This is a genomic window from Providencia sp. Je.9.19, from assembly GCF_051129765.1.
Classification (GTDB): Bacteria; Pseudomonadota; Gammaproteobacteria; order Enterobacterales; family Enterobacteriaceae; genus Providencia.
This window is the reverse complement of record NZ_JBCPSS010000003.1, coordinates 312,671-331,265: the sequence shown is the minus strand read 5'-3', so window position 1 is coordinate 331,265 and position 18,595 is coordinate 312,671. Positions and strand designations below refer to the sequence as shown.

At 38.2% G+C, this 18,595-nt stretch carries 16 protein-coding genes; 11 read left to right on the top strand and 5 right to left on the bottom strand.

All coding sequences use genetic code 11. The annotated features are described in order from the left end of the window. Positions 1 to 424: 424 nt before the first annotated feature. Positions 425 to 985 carry a DedA family protein gene (locus AAZR93_RS14070; protein WP_294109890.1) on the top strand — a complete coding sequence of 187 codons (561 nt, stop codon included), beginning with the start codon at positions 425 to 427 and terminating at the stop codon, positions 983 to 985. Between the two features lie 44 nt (positions 986 to 1,029). Here the strand turns inward: AAZR93_RS14070 and AAZR93_RS14065 are convergent, their stop codons facing one another. From AAZR93_RS14065 to AAZR93_RS14055, 3 genes are read right to left on the bottom strand one after another with little or no spacing between them, the layout of a single operon-like run. Next, positions 1,030 to 2,265, bottom strand: a complete 1,236-nt coding sequence (locus AAZR93_RS14065) for a cytochrome c (protein WP_434720156.1) — start codon at positions 2,263 to 2,265, stop codon at positions 1,030 to 1,032. Beyond that, entirely contained in the window at positions 2,262 to 2,813 is a 552-nt protein-coding gene (locus tag AAZR93_RS14060; RefSeq protein WP_336431002.1) for a (2Fe-2S)-binding protein, read from the bottom strand. Before AAZR93_RS14060 ends, AAZR93_RS14065 begins: the two co-directional genes overlap by 4 nt. After that, positions 2,810 to 5,605: a xanthine dehydrogenase family protein molybdopterin-binding subunit gene (locus AAZR93_RS14055; protein ID WP_434720155.1), complete on the bottom strand. Its 2,796-nt coding sequence runs from the start codon at positions 5,603 to 5,605 to the stop codon at positions 2,810 to 2,812. Before AAZR93_RS14055 ends, AAZR93_RS14060 begins: the two co-directional genes overlap by 4 nt. A gap of 325 nt (positions 5,606 to 5,930) precedes the next feature. On the opposite strand from AAZR93_RS14055, the gene AAZR93_RS14050 reads away from it, so the two are divergent. From AAZR93_RS14050 to glnS, 10 genes are all read left to right on the top strand, one after another. Continuing rightward, on the top strand, positions 5,931 to 6,494 hold the full coding sequence (locus AAZR93_RS14050; RefSeq protein WP_294109899.1) for a nucleotidyltransferase family protein: 564 nt from the start codon (positions 5,931 to 5,933) through the stop codon (positions 6,492 to 6,494). A 9-nt stretch (positions 6,495 to 6,503) separates the two neighbouring features. Beyond that, positions 6,504 to 7,499 carry an XdhC family protein gene (locus tag AAZR93_RS14045; protein ID WP_294109901.1) on the top strand — a complete coding sequence of 332 codons (996 nt, stop codon included), beginning with the start codon at positions 6,504 to 6,506 and terminating at the stop codon, positions 7,497 to 7,499. Between the two features lie 415 nt (positions 7,500 to 7,914). Beyond that, entirely contained in the window at positions 7,915 to 9,198 is a 1,284-nt protein-coding gene (locus tag AAZR93_RS14040; protein WP_434720154.1) for a cytotoxic necrotizing factor Rho-activating domain-containing protein, read from the top strand. A gap of 339 nt (positions 9,199 to 9,537) precedes the next feature. After that, positions 9,538 to 11,169 carry a benzoylformate decarboxylase gene (mdlC, locus tag AAZR93_RS14035; protein ID WP_434720153.1) on the top strand — a complete coding sequence of 544 codons (1,632 nt, stop codon included), beginning with the start codon at positions 9,538 to 9,540 and terminating at the stop codon, positions 11,167 to 11,169. A 196-nt stretch (positions 11,170 to 11,365) separates the two neighbouring features. Further along, positions 11,366 to 11,770 carry a RidA family protein gene (locus tag AAZR93_RS14030; RefSeq protein WP_434720152.1) on the top strand — a complete coding sequence of 135 codons (405 nt, stop codon included), beginning with the start codon at positions 11,366 to 11,368 and terminating at the stop codon, positions 11,768 to 11,770. Positions 11,771 to 11,844: 74 nt separating this feature from the next. Beyond that, entirely contained in the window at positions 11,845 to 12,048 is a 204-nt protein-coding gene (locus AAZR93_RS14025; RefSeq protein WP_434720151.1) for a hypothetical protein, read from the top strand. A gap of 299 nt (positions 12,049 to 12,347) precedes the next feature. Further along, a complete protein-coding gene (locus AAZR93_RS14020; RefSeq protein ID WP_434720150.1) occupies positions 12,348 to 13,241 on the top strand; it encodes a hypothetical protein in 894 nt (297 codons plus the stop codon). Between the two features lie 216 nt (positions 13,242 to 13,457). Then, on the top strand, positions 13,458 to 14,192 hold the full coding sequence (locus tag AAZR93_RS14015; protein ID WP_434720149.1) for a vWA domain-containing protein: 735 nt from the start codon (positions 13,458 to 13,460) through the stop codon (positions 14,190 to 14,192). Positions 14,193 to 14,458: 266 nt separating this feature from the next. Further along, entirely contained in the window at positions 14,459 to 15,274 is an 816-nt protein-coding gene (locus tag AAZR93_RS14010) for a sulfite exporter TauE/SafE family protein (RefSeq protein ID WP_434720148.1), read from the top strand. 197 nt (positions 15,275 to 15,471) lie between these two features. Then, entirely contained in the window at positions 15,472 to 17,139 is a 1,668-nt protein-coding gene (glnS, locus tag AAZR93_RS14005; RefSeq protein ID WP_434720147.1) for a glutamine--tRNA ligase, read from the top strand. A 263-nt stretch (positions 17,140 to 17,402) separates the two neighbouring features. Here glnS and AAZR93_RS14000 read toward each other — a convergent pair whose 3' ends face one another. Together AAZR93_RS14000 and kdpE are read right to left on the bottom strand one after the other, a co-directional pair. After that, on the bottom strand, positions 17,403 to 17,807 hold the full coding sequence (locus AAZR93_RS14000) for a DUF5329 family protein (protein WP_434720146.1): 405 nt from the start codon (positions 17,805 to 17,807) through the stop codon (positions 17,403 to 17,405). 101 nt (positions 17,808 to 17,908) lie between these two features. Beyond that, complete coding sequence (gene kdpE, locus AAZR93_RS13995; RefSeq protein ID WP_294109922.1) at positions 17,909 to 18,592, bottom strand: two-component system response regulator KdpE; 684 nt, start codon at positions 18,590 to 18,592, stop codon at positions 17,909 to 17,911. Positions 18,593 to 18,595 lie beyond the last annotated feature (3 nt).

Below are 18,595 nucleotides of genomic sequence, written 5' to 3'. Positions count from 1 at the left end.
CCAGAATTTATTATTTTTGGACTTATATTCGTAATAGATAGCGATAGAAAATGAAGCTTTTATGGTTTTAATTGAAAGTTTATTTCAACTAAATTGAATGCTCTTATTCGAATTGCTCAGATGACCGTGTATATCTATTTTTATAGATGAAAATATACCACAGATAATATGTGTATATTGTTAATGATAAAGTCATTTATGCAAGATAGTGAATAATTTTAAATAAACCTTCTTTAATTGAATAAAGGTAATCGAAAAAACTAATTGAGTTGAAATATTATTATGCTAATAAGTGAAAGAATAGACGGAATGATTGTTATTTATCATGTATAAATAAATTTATGGGTGAATTTAACTGACATTTAGTCTAAAAATGATGATTAAAATAATAGCTAAAAATAAATTTGATAGGAAATATGACTGAATGACTGATGAGCTAACACGTTGGATAACAGATTATGGTTATTGGGCCGTCTTCTTCGGCACAATGATTGAGGGTGAGACGGCGGCATTTTTATCTGGGATAGCGGCGCATAATCAATTGTTATCGTATTCATGGACGATGCTTTTTGCCGCGCTCGGCGGTATTGTGAGCGACAATGTGCTTTTTCTCGTTGGCCGATTTTCAGGAAGTCGTATTTTACCCCGCTTTAAGCGTCATCAAAATAAAATTGCCCGAGTGCAGCAACTTATTCGCCAACGGGAAAATGTGATTATTATCGGCATTCGTTTTGCTTATGGTATGAGAACTGTCGGCCCAATTATTATTGGCGCAAGCAAAGTGAATCCTTTGAAATTTTTAGTGCTAAATATTTTTGGTGGTGCGATATGGGGCTGCGGTATTGTCTCAATTGGCTATTTTGTTAGCTCTATAGTGCTCAGACTGCCTATTCATTCATATTTTCTATGGGCGATGATAGCCATTATTTTTATTTTGTTATTGCTCTTTTGGTTTAAGAAAAAATATCGTTCATCAAAAAAATAAGGCTTATGAGTAAACCAATAAGCCTTATTCGCTTTTAACAATACTTACTGCCGATGTGTTTTAATTTTTTCAGGAGTCACATCCGCAGGCTGTCCTCCCCATTCAACACGTAAGAAATTAACTAACTCTGCAATTTGTTTATCATCAAGTTTTCCTGCAAAGCCCGGCATGCTTTGCATACTTTCATTATTAGGGAATTGCTGTTCAGGTAAACCATCTAAAATAACATTGATCAGGTTAGTACTGTCAGTATCTCGTAACGTTGAATTTCCTTTCATTGCGACAGCCACATGCGGCTTACCACTGCCATCATATGCGTGGCAACCGGAACAGGATTCAAGGTAAACTTGGCGACCTTGTTCACTGCCAGACCCTAATTTAGTAGGTAGTGTTGCAGGTGGCGTATCACCCATCAAATAAGTGGCGATGGCTTTATTGTCATCACTGGTTAAATGTTGCGAACTGAGATAAATCACAGGGTGCATATCGCTATAGGCAGAGCCTTGAGCCGTGATACCCGTCATGAAGAACTGATGTAAATCGTCGGTTGTCCATCCTCTTGCAGCAAGAGCTTCTGGCGTAATATCAGGCGCAGTAAAACGGCCTAATGAGCCACCTTTCATGAACTTATCTAGCTCCATTTCCCCCATGATGCCACGAGGTGTATGGCATTCAGCACAATGCTCTAAGACATTGACTAAATATTTCCCTCTAATCCACTCAGCTGAGCTACCCTGAGAACTATCAGGTAGCGGCTTATCACTGAAAAACAGTAAGTTCCAACCAATCATTGCCATTCGTTGATTAAACGGGAAAGGTAGTGAGTTTTCAGGAGGTGCAACATCAATCGCTTTTCGGCTCATCAGATAGCTATACATGGCATCTGAATCTTCACGCGTGACGCCTTTATAAGAGGTATAAGGCATTGCAGGGTATAAGTGACGACTTGGTGGCGAAATACCTTCCGTTAAAGCACGATGGAAATCTTCTTTTGTCCAACGACCAATACCAAAGTCAGCGGATGGGGTAATATTGCTACTGTAGATTACACCAAATGGCGTATCGACGGGATAGCCTCCAGCCATTGGCGCCCCATTGGCAGCGGTATGACAGGCTGCGCAGTCTCCTGCTAATGTTAAGTAGCGACCACGTTCGATTTCCTGGGCGGAGGCGGTGACTTTTTGCACAGGGCCATCGGGAGTGCGACTTTCAAACCAATAGAGCACCGCCCAAACCACAATAGCTATCGCGATTAGCCATAATAAAATACGTTTGATCATTTTATGGCCTCCTTAATCAAACCCGGCATACTAAGAACAACATCACGAACGGCCTCATAATAGCGGACGTAGCCCGTACAGCGGCAAATGTGGTTGTTCAGCGCCTTTTTAATGGCATCTTCCAGATCTTCTTGAGCAATAGGATTACGTTGTAATTCCTCAACAAATACGGTGGCGGCGTTCACAAAACCGGGGGTGCAATAGCCACATTGAAAACTAAAATGTTCGATAAACGCTTGCTGAACAGGGGATAACTTAACTTCCCCATCCTTTTCTTTGGTTGCAGCACCTTCGATGGTACGAATTTTTTTATTGTTAAAGAAATGTGCACCTGTGATACAGGTGCGGATCTCTTCACTAGTACCTGATGGGTTATCTAAGATAACGACACAAGCGTGGCAAATACCTTGCCCACAGCCCAATCGTGAACCCGTCAAGTCGACATACTCATGTAAAAAGTCGATCATCATCAAGCCTTCAGGAACATCCATTGGCCCATATTGTTGACCGTTAATATTTAAAGTGAGTGGCAGAAAATTTAAGCTCATTGGATTACCTCTAAGATGTCTTCAGGACGCACGGGTAGGTGCAAGAAATGATGTCCAGTTGCGTCAGCAATGGCATTTACGATAGATGAAACCACGGGGATCATCACAACTTCCGCAACGCCTTTTGGCGGGTCGGTTTCGGATAAGCCGGGTAACACTTCGCTGGTCTGTTTCCAAACCGCCACATCACTGGCTAATGGCAGATGGTAACGGTTAAAGTTCCATGTTCCATTGCCGGGGCCATCTTCATAGAGAGGTAAATATTCATGGAGTGCATGGCCAATTCCCATTGCTAGTCCTCCTTGAATTTGTCCTGAAACGAGTTGAGGTACAATTAAGTTGCCGCATTCGACGACACTATGGTGGTCGATGAGCTCAACTTTTCCTGTTGCAGTATCGATAGCTAATTCTGATACGGTTGCCACCGCACTGTAGTAAGTCACCCCTGCATTATTGCGTTGGGTGTCGGGGTAATAGGCTTTCTCTCGCTTCCAGACTTGATATTCTTTGCCTGCAAAACGTAATGAGAGACCATCAATAGGTAAACGGCGTAGCTCATCGTTAATTTGATAATCAGACTCCGCCCATTGCCAGCGGTTAAATACGTGACAAACTGCGCCGGTTAATCCACCCATTTTAAAGGTGCGCTCAATGAGGCGAGAAAGTGGGAGAACTTCAAGTCCATCGGCTGTCAATCCGTTATCGACCCAGCGAGCATCTTCACGACGAACAACTAACGGTGCTGCTTGTCCTCCACCAATACCTTCTTGCCAAATCGACATAGCCGCAGGCCATAGGCCATACTCAAAGACTAAACGTGCCGCTTCTTCTGTACTTTGAGTGAAATAATAAGCGGAGTTACTGGCACTTGCCGGAGAACAATAATTTGGTGTCCAAAGTGGATCTTGCGCTAAACGGTCTTGTTCGTCTTGGGACATGGCAAACGGGTTACCGCTAGAAACCATAGGTAAAACTGACCAGTCAACCACGGAAAAATGCGCTTCTTCTGCTGGTTTTCCTAGCCATTTGGCACATACAACCGACTGAGATGTTGACATCCCTGTGCCGATTTCTGCACCACTATGATAAATGGCAATTTTACCTTCTGGCGTTAATTCTACACGAGCAAATGAAGATTCCGCACCTGTACCAAAATCTTTTTGAACACAGGAAATGCCTGTGCCAAATAGTTTACCCGGGTGTTTCGCTTCATAGTCTGATTTTCGTGTGGTTTTATCTTTCCATATTGGATGATCTGCGCAGCGAATGAGTACCTCATCAGCACGAATTGCACCGCCAGGGATAGCCCCTTGCGTATTTTTCATCCCTGATTTGATAATGTTTTTTAGTCGAAATTCAATCGGATCGGCTTTCAGTAGTTTAGCCGCTTCTTCCATCAACATATCCGTGGCAGCCATGGCTTGTAATGTGCCATAACCACGAGCAGATCCTGCATCAACGGCTCTGGAAGCAATACCGACCGCAGATAAGTCACTTCTCGGAATGTAATAAATGGCTTGTGCGCCCGTTGCGCCCACCATGACAACCGAGGGGGTAAAGTTACAGCGCCCGCCGCCATCTCCAACAAATGAGGCGCAAAGAGCTTCAATTTTATGGGTTTTCTTATTGACCGCGAGGGTGTAGTCCATATCAAACGCATGACGTTTGATGGTGGACTGAAATTGTTCATAGCGGTCGTTAGCCAATCGGATAGGGACGCCATCACCATATAGTGTTGCCATCGCACCATAGTAAGGGAATGGGGTATGGTCTTTTGAGCCATAACCGACGGTGAAGCAAGGGTGTAAGAAAATGCGTTTAATTGGAAAATGCGATTTTGCTAACATTTCAGGTAAAGACGCTGAAATTTCTTGTGGTGATTGAGTCGGGACAACAAGATGGAATGATTGAGTTTGTGCATCATACCAGCCATTTGCATTGTCGGGCTCAAGCGCTGCTGTATCAATAGATTGTGAGAAGTAATTACGTTTTATGATCAACCAATCTTCAGGCGGGTTCTCAAGCTGTTTAGCGAGTTGATCTGCATGATACATGCCTTCTTCATCGAGTTTTCCTCCTTCTCGACCTTCAGGCCATACGGGTAGATGCTTTTTCATACCAATGGGGGAAATTGGCATATCTTTTAGGCTGGAATATATATCAGGTGAATATGGGTCTTCATCTCCAATACGTACACCGCGATAGCTTCCCCATGGGTCGCGCTGTAATGGGCCAGTTTGTGCTCCATATTGAATGACATCATCACGAAATTTAAGTGTTTCTTTAGCGAAACGAAATTTAGCAAAATCATGATAAATAAGTAATGCTACCGCTTGACCAAGGTAAGCGGGTGTTTTTCCCGCAGGAAGCAGTAAATCATCACCATAAAACTCAGGGAAGGCGACACCGTCTTTTTCGAGGTCTGTGGCAGTGACTACTCTGTCAGGCATCAAACCATCATTTAGTAAACTGAGATCAAAACCAGTATAAATTTTGTCGGCTTGGGTTACGCGAAGTAAGAATGCATGACCTTGTTGTTTTGGCCAGTGTGGAATGTCGCGAGCTCGAATATCGCGTGCAAATACTTTTTCGCCTTGGACTTTGGCATAACCGTCGATACGAAATTTGATGCGTTTATCGACAGGGTCCCAGTCTGGGGATTGAAGAATTTTCTCTTCAAATAACACATCAAAAGCACGGCTATACAAAGGGGCTAAATAAACAGAGATCCCCGCAATAACAGCACACTTAAGAAAATGCCTGCGAGTAAATTCGACATTGCTTTTGCTCATAATATACCCTTACACTTATTTTATTATTTTTAATTTATTACCAACCTAACGAGTATCGATTTAAATAATCTAACGTAGCAGAAAAAATAATGTCTAAATACGAATCATTCGAATGGGTTAACAATAAATAAAAACTATTATAATATTTAATATATACTCAAAAAAATCGAGGTGCATGTAGATGACTAATGATGATAGTCGGGGGCATAGATAAACTATGTGACTCGGCTAGGTGAGTGCAGTCAACAACCATGCAGCTTAAATAATGATGAGTATGCACCCCTATAATATAAACAAAATATCTATTAATGCATAATAGTAAACTATGATAATTGGAATATTAATTACTGCAGCAGGAAAAAGTCAGCGTTTTCAAAATGCTGGCGGTCATGGAAATAAGTTGAATAGCTTTTTGGGAGAGCGTACTGTGTTTGAACAAACACTGGTAAATTCAATCGAGAGCGGATTGCCTGTACATGTAATAACCAGACCAGATAATCTGGAAGTTATAAACAATTGCTTGCAATTTAATGTGCCATATTCATTATTAAATAGTGACGGGCTAGGCGATTCAATTGCGCTAGGCGTCAAAAAGACTCAAGATTGGGATGGATGGCTAATTCATTTAGCAGACATGCCTTACATTAGTTGTGATTTATTTGTTCAAGTCGCTCAAGAATTAAAAACATGGTCACTAGTGAGGCCTATATACCAAGGTTTACCGGGACACCCTGTGGGAATATCTGCAATATATAGGCAAGAATTAATTAAATTATCAGGAGATGAGGGGGCAAAATCAATATTACAACATCATTATACCCATCAATTAAATATAAATGATAAAAGTGTCGTCAAAGATATTGATTATCCTCTGCTTGATAATAAATAAGGTTTAAATATGTTACGTGAAGATGTCTCTGTGATAGCGCAAGCCATTACATGGGTTAAAGAACAACCCGTTTGGCTATGTACCGTGTTAAGCACTTATGGTTCATCACCGAGAAGTCCGGGTTCTCTTCTTGTCGCAAAAGGTGACGGCCTGTATTCGGGATCGCTTTCTGGGGGATGTATTGAAGAGGATTTCATTCAACGAATACAAACAGGTGAATACCTCAAAGAAAGCCAAGTGGTTCGCTACGGCCAAGGAGGAGTAGACGCTAAAGTGAATTTACCTTGTGATGGTAGTTTAGACGTTTTGATTGAATACCTGCCAAATAATGCAGTTTCTCTCAATTATCTTCTTGAGTTACAAAAAGCACTTGAGGGCTATACGGCGATTATTAAAAAAATTACCTTGCCGCGGTGTGGGGAAATCAGTCAAGTGATTGATGCTCAACATCCCACAAAAATTGAGCGACAAAATGACTCAATTCAACTTTATATTGCAGCTCCTCCTCGACTTATCATTGCGGGTATCTCTAATGTTGGCTTGTACTGTGCTGATTTCGCACTGACACTGGGATTTGAGGTGATTATTTGTGAGCACCGAAACGATGAGCTTTCTCGTTTTGCAGGGCAAATTTCCCCTTTGGTTGAAATGAGTTCACTATTTCCTGCACGTTTCTTAGAAGAAAATAGCTGTTCAGTGAATACCGCCATTGTGTCATTAACCCATGATCCACGTATCGATGATCTGACATTAATGGAAGCGGTGAATACCCCAGCATTTTATATCGGTGCGATGGGGTCACAGCGTACGAGTGATCGCCGTCGTGAACGACTAATAGCGGTTGGTGGAATGTCGATAAGTGAACTTGACCGGATACATGCGCCTATTGGCATTCCAATAGGCAGTAAAACACCATCTGAAATTGCGCTGGCTATTATGGCGGATATTGTTGCTTGCAAAAATGGCATTAAATTTGCAGAACGATTATCGAAAATAACAAAATAATCAATAAATTGAAAAAGAGCATTGGGTTGATGCTATGCTCTTTTATTAACGCTGGGATGAATACAAATAAGTACTAAATTCACGAATTTTGTCCATTAGCTTTGCCGAATCGTATTTATCGGTAATCACCTCAATATAAGCCGCGGTATCAAGGGTGTTTATTATGTTGAGTACTTTATTTGTAATTCAATTTTATAAACCAAATGTTAATTAGGGGAAATTGAAGTTAATGTGATATAAAAAATGTAATTCTTTGTACTGAAAGTGTTTTTAGGTTTATTACGAGTGGTTTGGTAGTTTTAATATTTGCAAGAATTTATCGATAATTTTCACATATTAATCGTTTTTTGATAGTGGCTAGTTTATTTGATGATTTAATATTCATACAGGCTATGAATTATCAAGATGAAGCATAATGAGTATATTTAATAAGATTGGTTTGTATAACATTAAGAGCACTAATGTTAATTTGGTTACGTATAAGAAAAATGGTAATTCGTTGTTTTTAAAAAACATAAATGAGATAAAAAACAATTCGTTATCAACTAAAAATAATACTAATTATTGTGTTCGAAAAAAAAATAGCAGTAATCAAAGTAATTTTAGTCTTGGAATTAGTAAATTGAGTCGTTCAACTTCAGGCATAAGTAAAAAAAATTATCGGAGCTCTGTTAATGCTAACCTTAATAAGGTGGCTCGTAGTAACCTAAGAGAGCTTGTTAATAAATCTGTTGTGATATCGGATTCAGGAGCGAATGCTAGAATTAACTTCGCTAATACAACAAGATTTAATGGTGTTAAAACCGAGACTACTCTTAGTGAAAAGAGTGAATTGTTAAAAGATAAAGCTCAAGTAATGAAAGGCGATGTTAGCCCATTGATTGGAAAAGGTATTATATCGACTAAGGTGGTGGATAGTAAATTACCAATTGAATGCGATTATGTTAGGTTTGATAAAGAAAGTGAACAGCTTACTAACAATATCTTAGATATTGCTTATGGACTTGAAGCCTATAGTGGGAAAAATATTCAATCGGCCGAGATTATATTAGGAACTCCAATAGGTAATTATTATAATAAACAAGAATTTAGTGATAATCTTAAGTGCATACAATTGGATAATGGTAACTGTGGAACCGTAGGTTTCAGATTTAATTTATCACAACTTAAACCAGAACAGCCTCTACTCATTCATAGCGGAGAGCTTTCAGGTTGTACTATGGTATTTGGTATAAAAGATGAACATTTTTATGCACTACATAGCGGGCAACCAGGAAATAATAAATCAGAATGGGAAACTGAAATAGATGGTTCAAAGTCGATAATTGATAGTCATAAAAAAATGACAGGATCATCGACTAAAACTGATGGTCAAATTAATAATCAAGTTCTTACTGATTATCTTCATGAAAACTTTGAGTATTCAATAATGACCTTTTGTGGGCATGGTGAAAATGTTAATAGTCAAAAAAATGTCATTTCTTTTGACTATAATAAATCATCAACACTGATTAGTAAAAATGAGGTTAGAGTCGCGAATGCGATTGTGGTATTAACTAATGACAATGGCGTAATTAAAATGAGCTCTCTTAGTGATGATATAGCGATTGATAAAAATTCGTTAAAAACCAAATCATTATCACATACTATGTCTGGTTCTAAAGAAATATTGGTATTGAAAAGTAATACCAAATTATAGAGAGTGCTTGTAGATGGAATTCAGAAAATTTTTTATGATTAAATATATAAAATAAAAGTAGTGTTAAATGTGAATGAGCACTGAATTATATTGAAAATATAGTACTATCGTTTCATCTAGCTAGCGATATCACTTATTTTTATATAGAGCTCTTTTCAATGAATAGGTATACTAGTACAGTTGATTTTAAAAGTAAGTTATTACATTTTTTGATGTAATATAAAATTAAAAACAAATATATTCTAATATTGATTGTTTTATTTGAGTGATATTTATTTTTAAGTCTAATATAGACAATCATTATTGGTCATTTCGTTATTCTTTTATGGAATGTTTTAAATGAAAAAAACAATTCGCCAAGTGACATTTGATTTATTACGTAAACTCGATATTACAACTGTTTTTGGTAACCCTGGTTCAACAGAAGAAACATTTTTAAAAGATTTTCCGAGTGATTTCCAATATATACAAACGCTACACGAGTCTTCGGCGGTTGCGGCGGCAGATGGTTATGCTCAAGGTATGCGTAAAGTGGCGATGGTCAACGTTCACACCTCTGCTGGTTTAAGTAATGCAATGAGTAATATTTTAACCGCATACATGAATCGTACTCCATTAATTATTACTGCCGGTAATCAAACTCGTGAAATGCTACTTATGGAACCTTGGCTAACGAATATTGAGCCAGAAGTGCTACCAAAGCCTTGGGTTAAATGGAGTTATCAACCCGTTCGCGCGGAAGATGTTCCCGCTGCTTTTATGCGTGCTTATGCTATGGCATTACAGCCGCCGGCCGGGCCAGTATTTTTATCCATTCCACTTGATGATTGGGACAAACCTGCTGTAGACAATAATGCCGTTGTGCGTTCAGTTTCTGAACGCATTGGTTACGATCCTCTGCGATTGCATGAATTTGCTGACGCGCTCTCGGCTGCAAAAAATCCGGTACTGATTTATGGTTCGGCAATTGCGAGAGGGCAAGGCTGGGATGCAGGAATTAAACTGGCTGAAAAATTAAATATTCCAGTTTGGTCAGCCCCTGCGTCAGAGCGTCCACCTTTTCCGGAAACTCATCCTCTTTATGCAGGCGGTCTTCCATTTGCGATTGCACCTTTATCTGAAAAATTACAAGGGCATGATTTAGCAATAATTATTGGTGCACCTGTTTTTAGGTATTACCCTTATGTAGGGGGGGAATATATTCCTGATGGCCTGCGTTTATTACATATTACTGACGACCCGATTGAAGCAGGGCGATCGCCTGTTGGTGATAGTTTATTAAGTGATGCAGTTCTCGCAATCGAAGGATTAACTCATCTGGTGACAGCAAGAGCTACAGCAGCGAAAACAGTTGTTAAACAATCACATGGGATGGCGCCTCATCCGGCAGCTCCAGAGACGCTGGCAAATGATACTCCACTGAGCGCCTCACAATTATTTCGTGCACTTAGAGCTGTTTCACCGAAAGAAACCATCTTGGTTGAAGAGTCACCTTCTAATCTTGGTGAATTACATCGCGAATGGCCCATTGAATCACCGGATTCATTTTATACTTTTGCAAGTGGTTCATTAGGTTGGAACTTACCCGCGAGTGTTGGGCTTGCATTAGCAGAAAGAGATAGCGGTCGCAATCGTCCTGTGATGGCAATTATTGGTGATGGCTCGATGCAATATTCAATTCAAGGTTTATGGAGTGCCGCTCAACATAATTTGCCGATTGTGTTTGTGATACCGCGAAATAGTGAATATGCGATTTTAAAATCATTTGCGGTATTAGAAGAAACACCGGGAGTGCCGGGGTTAGATATCCCAAACTTAGATATTGTGGCATTAGGCAAGGGTTATGGTTGTGCTGCGATAAAAGCAGAAACGATTGAACAGGTAAAACAAGCTTGTAAAGATGCTTTTAGTCGTAAAGGACCAACTGTTATTGAAGTCCCAATTTTACCAGCAATTCCGCCACTTATTTAATTACAATACAGAATTAATGGTTTAAATAGCCTCACATCAGTCAATGTGGAGGCTATTTTTTTAGCCTCTTTTCGCAAAAATGTGTAAGTTTTTTGTAATCAATCTATTTTAGATAATTTACTGTATCGTTTCGGCTTTATATAGTTCTTTAATCTATAATAGAAAGTCGTTCACAGCTTTTGGTAGATGAGAGAAAATGCAAAAAAAATCAATTAATCCTTCTTCTGTTTTTGATTCTTTACAATATGGTTTTAGTCAGGCAATTGAGACAACAGGTACTCGCCAGTTATTCCTTTCGGGGCAGGTGGGCGTTAATGCAAATCAAGAAACTGTGGCTGGTGGTATGTATGAGCAAACAGTACAATCGTTAGTCAATATTGAACATGTTATCAAAGAAGCCGGCGGTGATTTATCTCACGTTTCGATGCTGAGGATCTATATTAAACAAGGCTTTGATACTCATGATGAACAGCTCGATATTGCGAAAGCCTTAAAAGAAAAATTTAATGCAACGCCACCTGCGTCATCATGGATTATTGTTACGGGGCTATCTTTACCTGAGTGGTTAATTGAAATCGAAGCTCACGCAGTGTTAAGCTAAGCGATTAAATAACTAAATAGATCAATAGCGCTATTTGGCGCTATTTTTGATTTTTTCATTAAAAAGAGGTTGTTATGTCAGGCGCTAAACTCGGTGGTGAAAGAGTTCGCAGTGAAACAGGTAAGAATAAACGATTATCACGACTTGAAATTAATGAAATAAAACGTGCTGTTGAAATTGAAAACTCGATTTGTAAAAGGCACGGAAAAAAAGCTAAGCTTCCTATAGTTGTTCGTTTTCATTGTGGCTGTAATTGTTTTTCAGTTAATGTTAAATAAAGTTAAATTTTCATGATATTCAACCAAAACTTAAATTTTATTTGCTATCGTGCGTGATGTCCATTCTTCAGTTAGTGAAGTTAATAATTTTTTGATTACATTAGTTTGTATGATATCTATTTTTATACTTATTTTTCAAAAGATTATAATATTAGGGTATCTAACTAAAAAAACTAAAGCACATATAGTAAAGTTTTTTCTATCAATATAGATTAAAAATAGGGTGGCTATAGCTATTAGTACTCAGTTCTTATTTTTAGAATTAAGCCCTAATATTTAAATTATATTGGAAAAATACAATGAAAGCTATATTGAATTTTTTATTGTTGGTTATGAGTATATTTTTTATTTCTGCATGTGATAATTTTGATCTCATGGAAAGTAAGGGGAAGTTTTATTATAGTAATCCAACGAAAAATAATATTATATTTAAAATAGATGGGAAAAAATATGATGTATTACCCAACCATCATGGGATGATTCAGCTTTCTTCTGGTTTACATACTATGGCGGACAATAAAAATAATATAACGACATTTATGGTATTCGAACATAATTCTGGTGGGATTATTAATCCGTATCATTTTATATATTATACATTATCAGAGGTTTATAGCGTAGAAGGAAATAGTGATATATTCAAGCCCTCCATTCAGCCGATTATTTTTCATGGTCATGAGCTAGCGATGCCGATTAGAAGTACTAGCGCTCAGATTATCGATGCAAATTTATTTAGATGTCACTCTCCTATCGGAGAGAAGTTGCCTACGTTGATAGCTTCGAAAAATAATAATTTTGAAGGTAATATTCAATCTAAGTGTTTTGATGAAAGTGAAATAATTGAATATATCGATCTCAAAGAGAATTCAAGTTTAATTTCTGAAATAGAAAAAGATAACGCAATGAATTTAGTGAATATGAAATTCAATTATGAAATACCGAGTGTTGATTTTTTAGATCCTCAAGTGCAGTCAACAGCTCAACAGCTAATTAAATTAGTTATGCAATTACAAGAATCAAATAACACTGATATTCATGATAGATTAAATACACAGTTTCATCAGTTAAGCATTGATTTTGTTAATGCGTATACGGCATCCTCTATAAATTATAGCTCTGAAGAAAATGAGAGATATAATGCGTTTTTTAAACAAATTAATCAGCTTAGAAATGGTGGTATTTGGATACGATAACGCTTTGTATTTTTGGTATTATCAGTAATGATGAAAAAATTTAAGGCGAATTGGTATAGCCTATTCTCCGGTAATAATTATCAGTAACAATAAGTGTGAAACATGAATTAAGAATATGCTTATCAATTAAGCAGAGTAATCTTATTTGAAATAATTATTAAAATTGGATGATAGCTATAGGCCATATTAACTGTAACTTCATCAAGGAATTCGGCGATGACTAAATTAAAAAAGTCGTTTTTAACCATGATATCAACCGCTTTAATATTATTATTTTCGAGTGTTTCACTGGGTAAAAGTGTTATTGAAACAACCAAAGATACGGAAGTCTTAGACTTAGTCTTTATCTTAGATAAAAGTGGTTCTATGTCTGGTTTCGAATCAGATACGATTGGTGGTTATAATAGTGTTTTAGCTGAAAATAGAAATAAAAATGGCAAGACATTTATTACAACTATTTTATTTAATGACAAAACTAAAATACTCCATAATAGAGAACCAATAAGTAAAATCTCTAACTTAACCTTGGAAGATTATTCTGTCGATGGATATACCGCTTTACTGGATGCTATTGGTGAAGGCATTGAAAAAATGCGTGAAAATAGAAAAATCACTAAGAATAATAATGTATTGTTTGTGATCATTACTGATGGTGAAGAAAATAAAAGTAAAAAGTATAGTCATGAAAAAATTAAAGCGATGATTAAATCCGCAGAAACTGAAGATAAATGGGACTTTATTTTCTTAGGTGCGAATATCGATGCAATTTCAGAAGCTGAAAATATTGGAATTAAAGGCTCCAATGCGACAGGCTATATCCAAGATGGAACAGGATATGATAAAGCTTATCGAGCAGTAAACAAAGCCGTTGAATCGAAGCAAATGGCTGCACCAATATCAGAGGATTGGAAACAGGAAGTTGAGGCTGATGCAAAGGAACGCAAAAAATAATCAAATAATATTGATTTAAAAATAGTGAGTTAGTGATGTAAGAAACCTCGATAGCTAAACAGGATTTAAATGTTGGCTATTGAGGTTTTTCTTGCGTATTTTTTAATTTCATTAATAGGTCACTAATTACATCTCAGCCGATAAAATGCTAGTCGTGATTGTTTAGCGATTTGGCTAAATCTCAAACTCAATTGTCAAATTTGCATAAGCCAACCTTCTTTTTCATCGATATGATAAAAAACTAAATGATTTATGAGGACACTTATGTGGAGCTTCTTCTTTGCTTATTTGGTTTTATATCAGGGATCACCACTGCATTATTTGGCTTTGGCGGTGGTTTCATCACAGTCCCCTTATTATACACATTAATTATATTAGTTTGGGGGCCTCGCAGTAACGCTGGAGAGGTTGCCATGCAAATTGCAGTGGCAACTTCAACCTGTGTGATGATTTTCTCTTCTCTACTTTCGTGTCGTGCTCATTATTTGAAAGGTAATCTCAACGGGTCAATGATACGTCCATTTATTATCCCTATTTCTTTAGGTGGAATTATGGGGGCATTTATCGCGTTATCGGTAGACAGTGAATGGATCCGTTGGATATTTATTGGCTACTTAGTTATCACAATATTTGATTGTTTTATTCGCCCCGGTTTTATGAAAATAAGTTCAAATAGTATTGGAGCGGTTAAAAAGAGATTTTATGCAGATACACCGATTGGTGTGCTCATTGGCGCAGTCGCTGCATTTTTAGGTGTTGGCGGCAGTGTAATGACCGTCCCACTAATGAGACGACGTGGTGCTAGTATGATCCAAGCGGCGGCGTTCGCTAATCCGTTAACTTTACCGATGGCAATTACTGGCACATTAACCTATTTATATTTTGCGATGACAAAAAATCTTGAGTTAGGCACAGGCTTTATGGGGATGATTTATATTAAAGGCGCGTTGATATTGATTGTATCCTCTTGGTTAGGTATCCGATTTTCAGCGTTATTAATGCCTTATCTGAGTGATAAACGTCATGCACAAAGTTATCCATTATTATTGTTAATTGTGTTAGTTGCTATGCTATTAACCTAATCTACCCATGGCATTTTGAGTGGTATTATATAGAGATTAAATGCAGTTTAATGTTGAGATTTTCTGCTAAATGGCCCTTTTGGTACACCTTTTGTAGGCGAACCACGATCAAACGGTTGTTTCCTGAGTGATTATGGTAGAATATGTTCGGTTACTACAGGCTTTTAGCGCGCATTTGGCATTGAGGAATGATGACAATGAATGAGGCAGAAACTCGCCCAACAAATTTTATCCGTCAGATCATAGATGAAGATCTGGCGACTGGAAAACACACTTCGGTGCATACTCGTTTTCCGCCAGAACCGAATGGCTATTTACACATTGGTCATGCGAAATCAATTTGCTTGAATTTTGGTATTGCGCAGGATTATCAGGGACAGTGTAATTTACGCTTTGATGATACCAATCCTGCAAAAGAAGATGTTGAATACGTTAACTCAATTCAAAATGATGTGCAGTGGCTTGGCTTCAAATGGAGCGGCGATGTTCGCTACTCATCAGATTATTTTGATGCATTGTATCAGTATGCGGTAGAGCTTATTAATAAAGGTCTTGCCTATGTTGATGAACTCAGTGCGGATCAAATTCGCGAATACCGTGGTACGTTAAAAGAGCCAGGTAAAAACAGCCCTTATCGTGACCGTCTTATTGCCGACAACTTAGCGTTATTTGAAAAAATGCGTGACGGTGGTTTTGAAGAAGGCAAAGCATGTTTACGTGCAAAAATCGATATGGCTTCACCATTTATGGTTATGCGTGACCCGGTTCTATATCGCATTAAATTTGCAGAACACCATCAAACTGGTAAAAAATGGTGTATCTACCCGATGTATGACTTTACGCATTGTATTTCTGATGCCCTAGAAGGGATCACGCACTCACTGTGTACATTGGAATTCCAAGATAACCGCCGTTTATACGATTGGGTTTTGGATAATATCACTATAGATTGCCACCCTCGCCAGTACGAATTTTCGCGCTTGAATCTTGAATACGCGATTATGTCTAAGCGTAAACTCAATCAATTAGTGACTGAAAAACACGTTAATGGTTGGGATGACCCTCGTATGTTGACCATTTCAGGTTTACGTCGTCGTGGTTATACAGCAGCTTCTATTCGTGAATTTTGCCTTCGCATTGGTGTCACTAAGCAAGATAATAATGTCGAAATGGCATCTCTAGAATCTTGTATTCGTGATGATTTAAATGCATCCGCACCACGAGCCATGGCAGTTATCGACCCAGTTCGTTTAGTGATTGAAAATAAAACAAATGGTGAAGAGATTTTAATTGCACCAAATCATCCAAACGACCCAGAGATGGGCACTCGTGAAGTACCATTTAGCAACGAATTATATATTGACCGTGCTGATTTTCGTGAAGAAGCTAACCGTCAATATAAACGCTTAGTTTTAGGTAAAGAAGTTCGCCTGCGTAATGCTTATATTATTAAAGCAGAACGTGTTGAAAAAGATGCAGAAGGCAATATCACTACTATTTACTGTACCTACGATGAAGATACATTAAATAAAGACCCTGCTGATGGCCGTAAAGTAAGAGGCGTAATTCACTGGGTGAGCATTCCTCATGCATTACCTGCTGAAATTCGTTTGTACGACCGTTTATTTACGGTGGCAAACCCAGCGGCAGAAGATGACTTTTTATCGACGATTAATCCAGAGTCTTTAGTTATCCGCCAAGGTTTTGTTGAACGTAGCTTACAAAATGCAGCACCTGAAAAAGCGTATCAGTTTGAACGCGAAGGTTATTTCTGTGCAGATAGTAAGTTGAGTAATGCAGAGTATCTGGTATTTAATCGGACGGTTGGGTTGCGCGATACTTGGTCTAAGGTTGAAGGGGCTTAAATCCTCGTCATATTTCGCGTTGTAGCTGCGTTGACTTCAATATTTAATGTCCCCGTCATTCTTTGCGCCACAGGGGTGTTGGCATCATTAAGCTACCCGAATCACATACTAGTGTATGCTCATCGGGATAGCTTTATTTGCCGCCTACCTGTGACACAAATTATTTAGGGGACAAATCTGAGTTAAACTTCGCTCGTTTTACTTTTTAAAAAGCCGCAATTTTCTGATAAAGATTGCGGCTTTTTTACAGATGGATAAAGCTATTATTTAGTTGTTTTATCTACATTGTTTTTCAATAAATCATGGAGATATTTATTGGCTGACATTATATTGCCTTGCCCATCTTTGACTTGATATTGTTCACCCGTAATGGATGATTTTGAGGCAACATTATCAATAAATTGCTCTGCGGTTTGTAATCTCTTATGTGTTTTACCTAGCTTTAATCTTAGGTGAGATTCAGCATCTATAGCACTATGTTCTGTGCCATTTCGAGTGAAAGTGAGATTTTGTTGCTTACCCAGTTCTGTTAATAGCGCTTCTGTACGGATCTTTTCTTCAGGGCTTAGGGCGAGAGCTTGGGTTGTGACAAAAAGGCTTAGAAACAAAATTAAAAATGATGAAAAACGACGAAATGATTGAGTTGATAACAGTTGCAAGGTATTCACTCCAATACGTTAAGATGCGGGAATTATAGAGCGTTACCGGATTTAAACTATTGGCGTTATTCTGAGAAGTTTATTTTTAAGGATTATCTCTATTTGGCCTTTTAAGGCATAAAACGATAGCCAATCCCGGTTTCGGTGAGAAGATGAATTGGCCGCGCTGGGTCATTTTCTAGCTTTTGGCGTAAATGCCCCATATAGATGCGAAGATAATGGTTATGTTCAACATAATTTGGTCCCCATACTTGTAATAGCAAATGGCGCTGAGTCAGTACTTTGCCGCTATTAGCAACCATTTCGCTGAGCAAACGAAACTCAATAGGGGTGAGATGTAACTGTTCATCTTTTTTGGTGACAACACGATTAATAAAATCGACGCTAATGTCACCGAATTGAAAAAGAGAACTTTCTTGACCTGTTTTACCAAATCGACGTAATGCGACTCGTACCCTTGCCAGCAATTCACTGATACCAAAAGGTTTTGTGAGATAATCATCAGCGCCAGCGTCAAGAGCGGCGACTTTTTGGGATTCCTCTTCACGAGCCGATAATACAATAACAGGAATACTACTCCACTTACGTAAATCACGAATTAAATCAATGCCATCGCCATCAGGTAAGCCAAGATCCAATATCAGTAAGTCAGGTTGTCTGGTGCCAGCCTCAATTAAGCCGCGATGATAGTTTTCAGCTTCAAATACCTTCCAATTTTCACCCTCCAACGCAAGGCGAACAAAGCGGCGGATCTCTTTTTCATCTTCAATAATTAGGATTTGATGGGTGCCCACGAT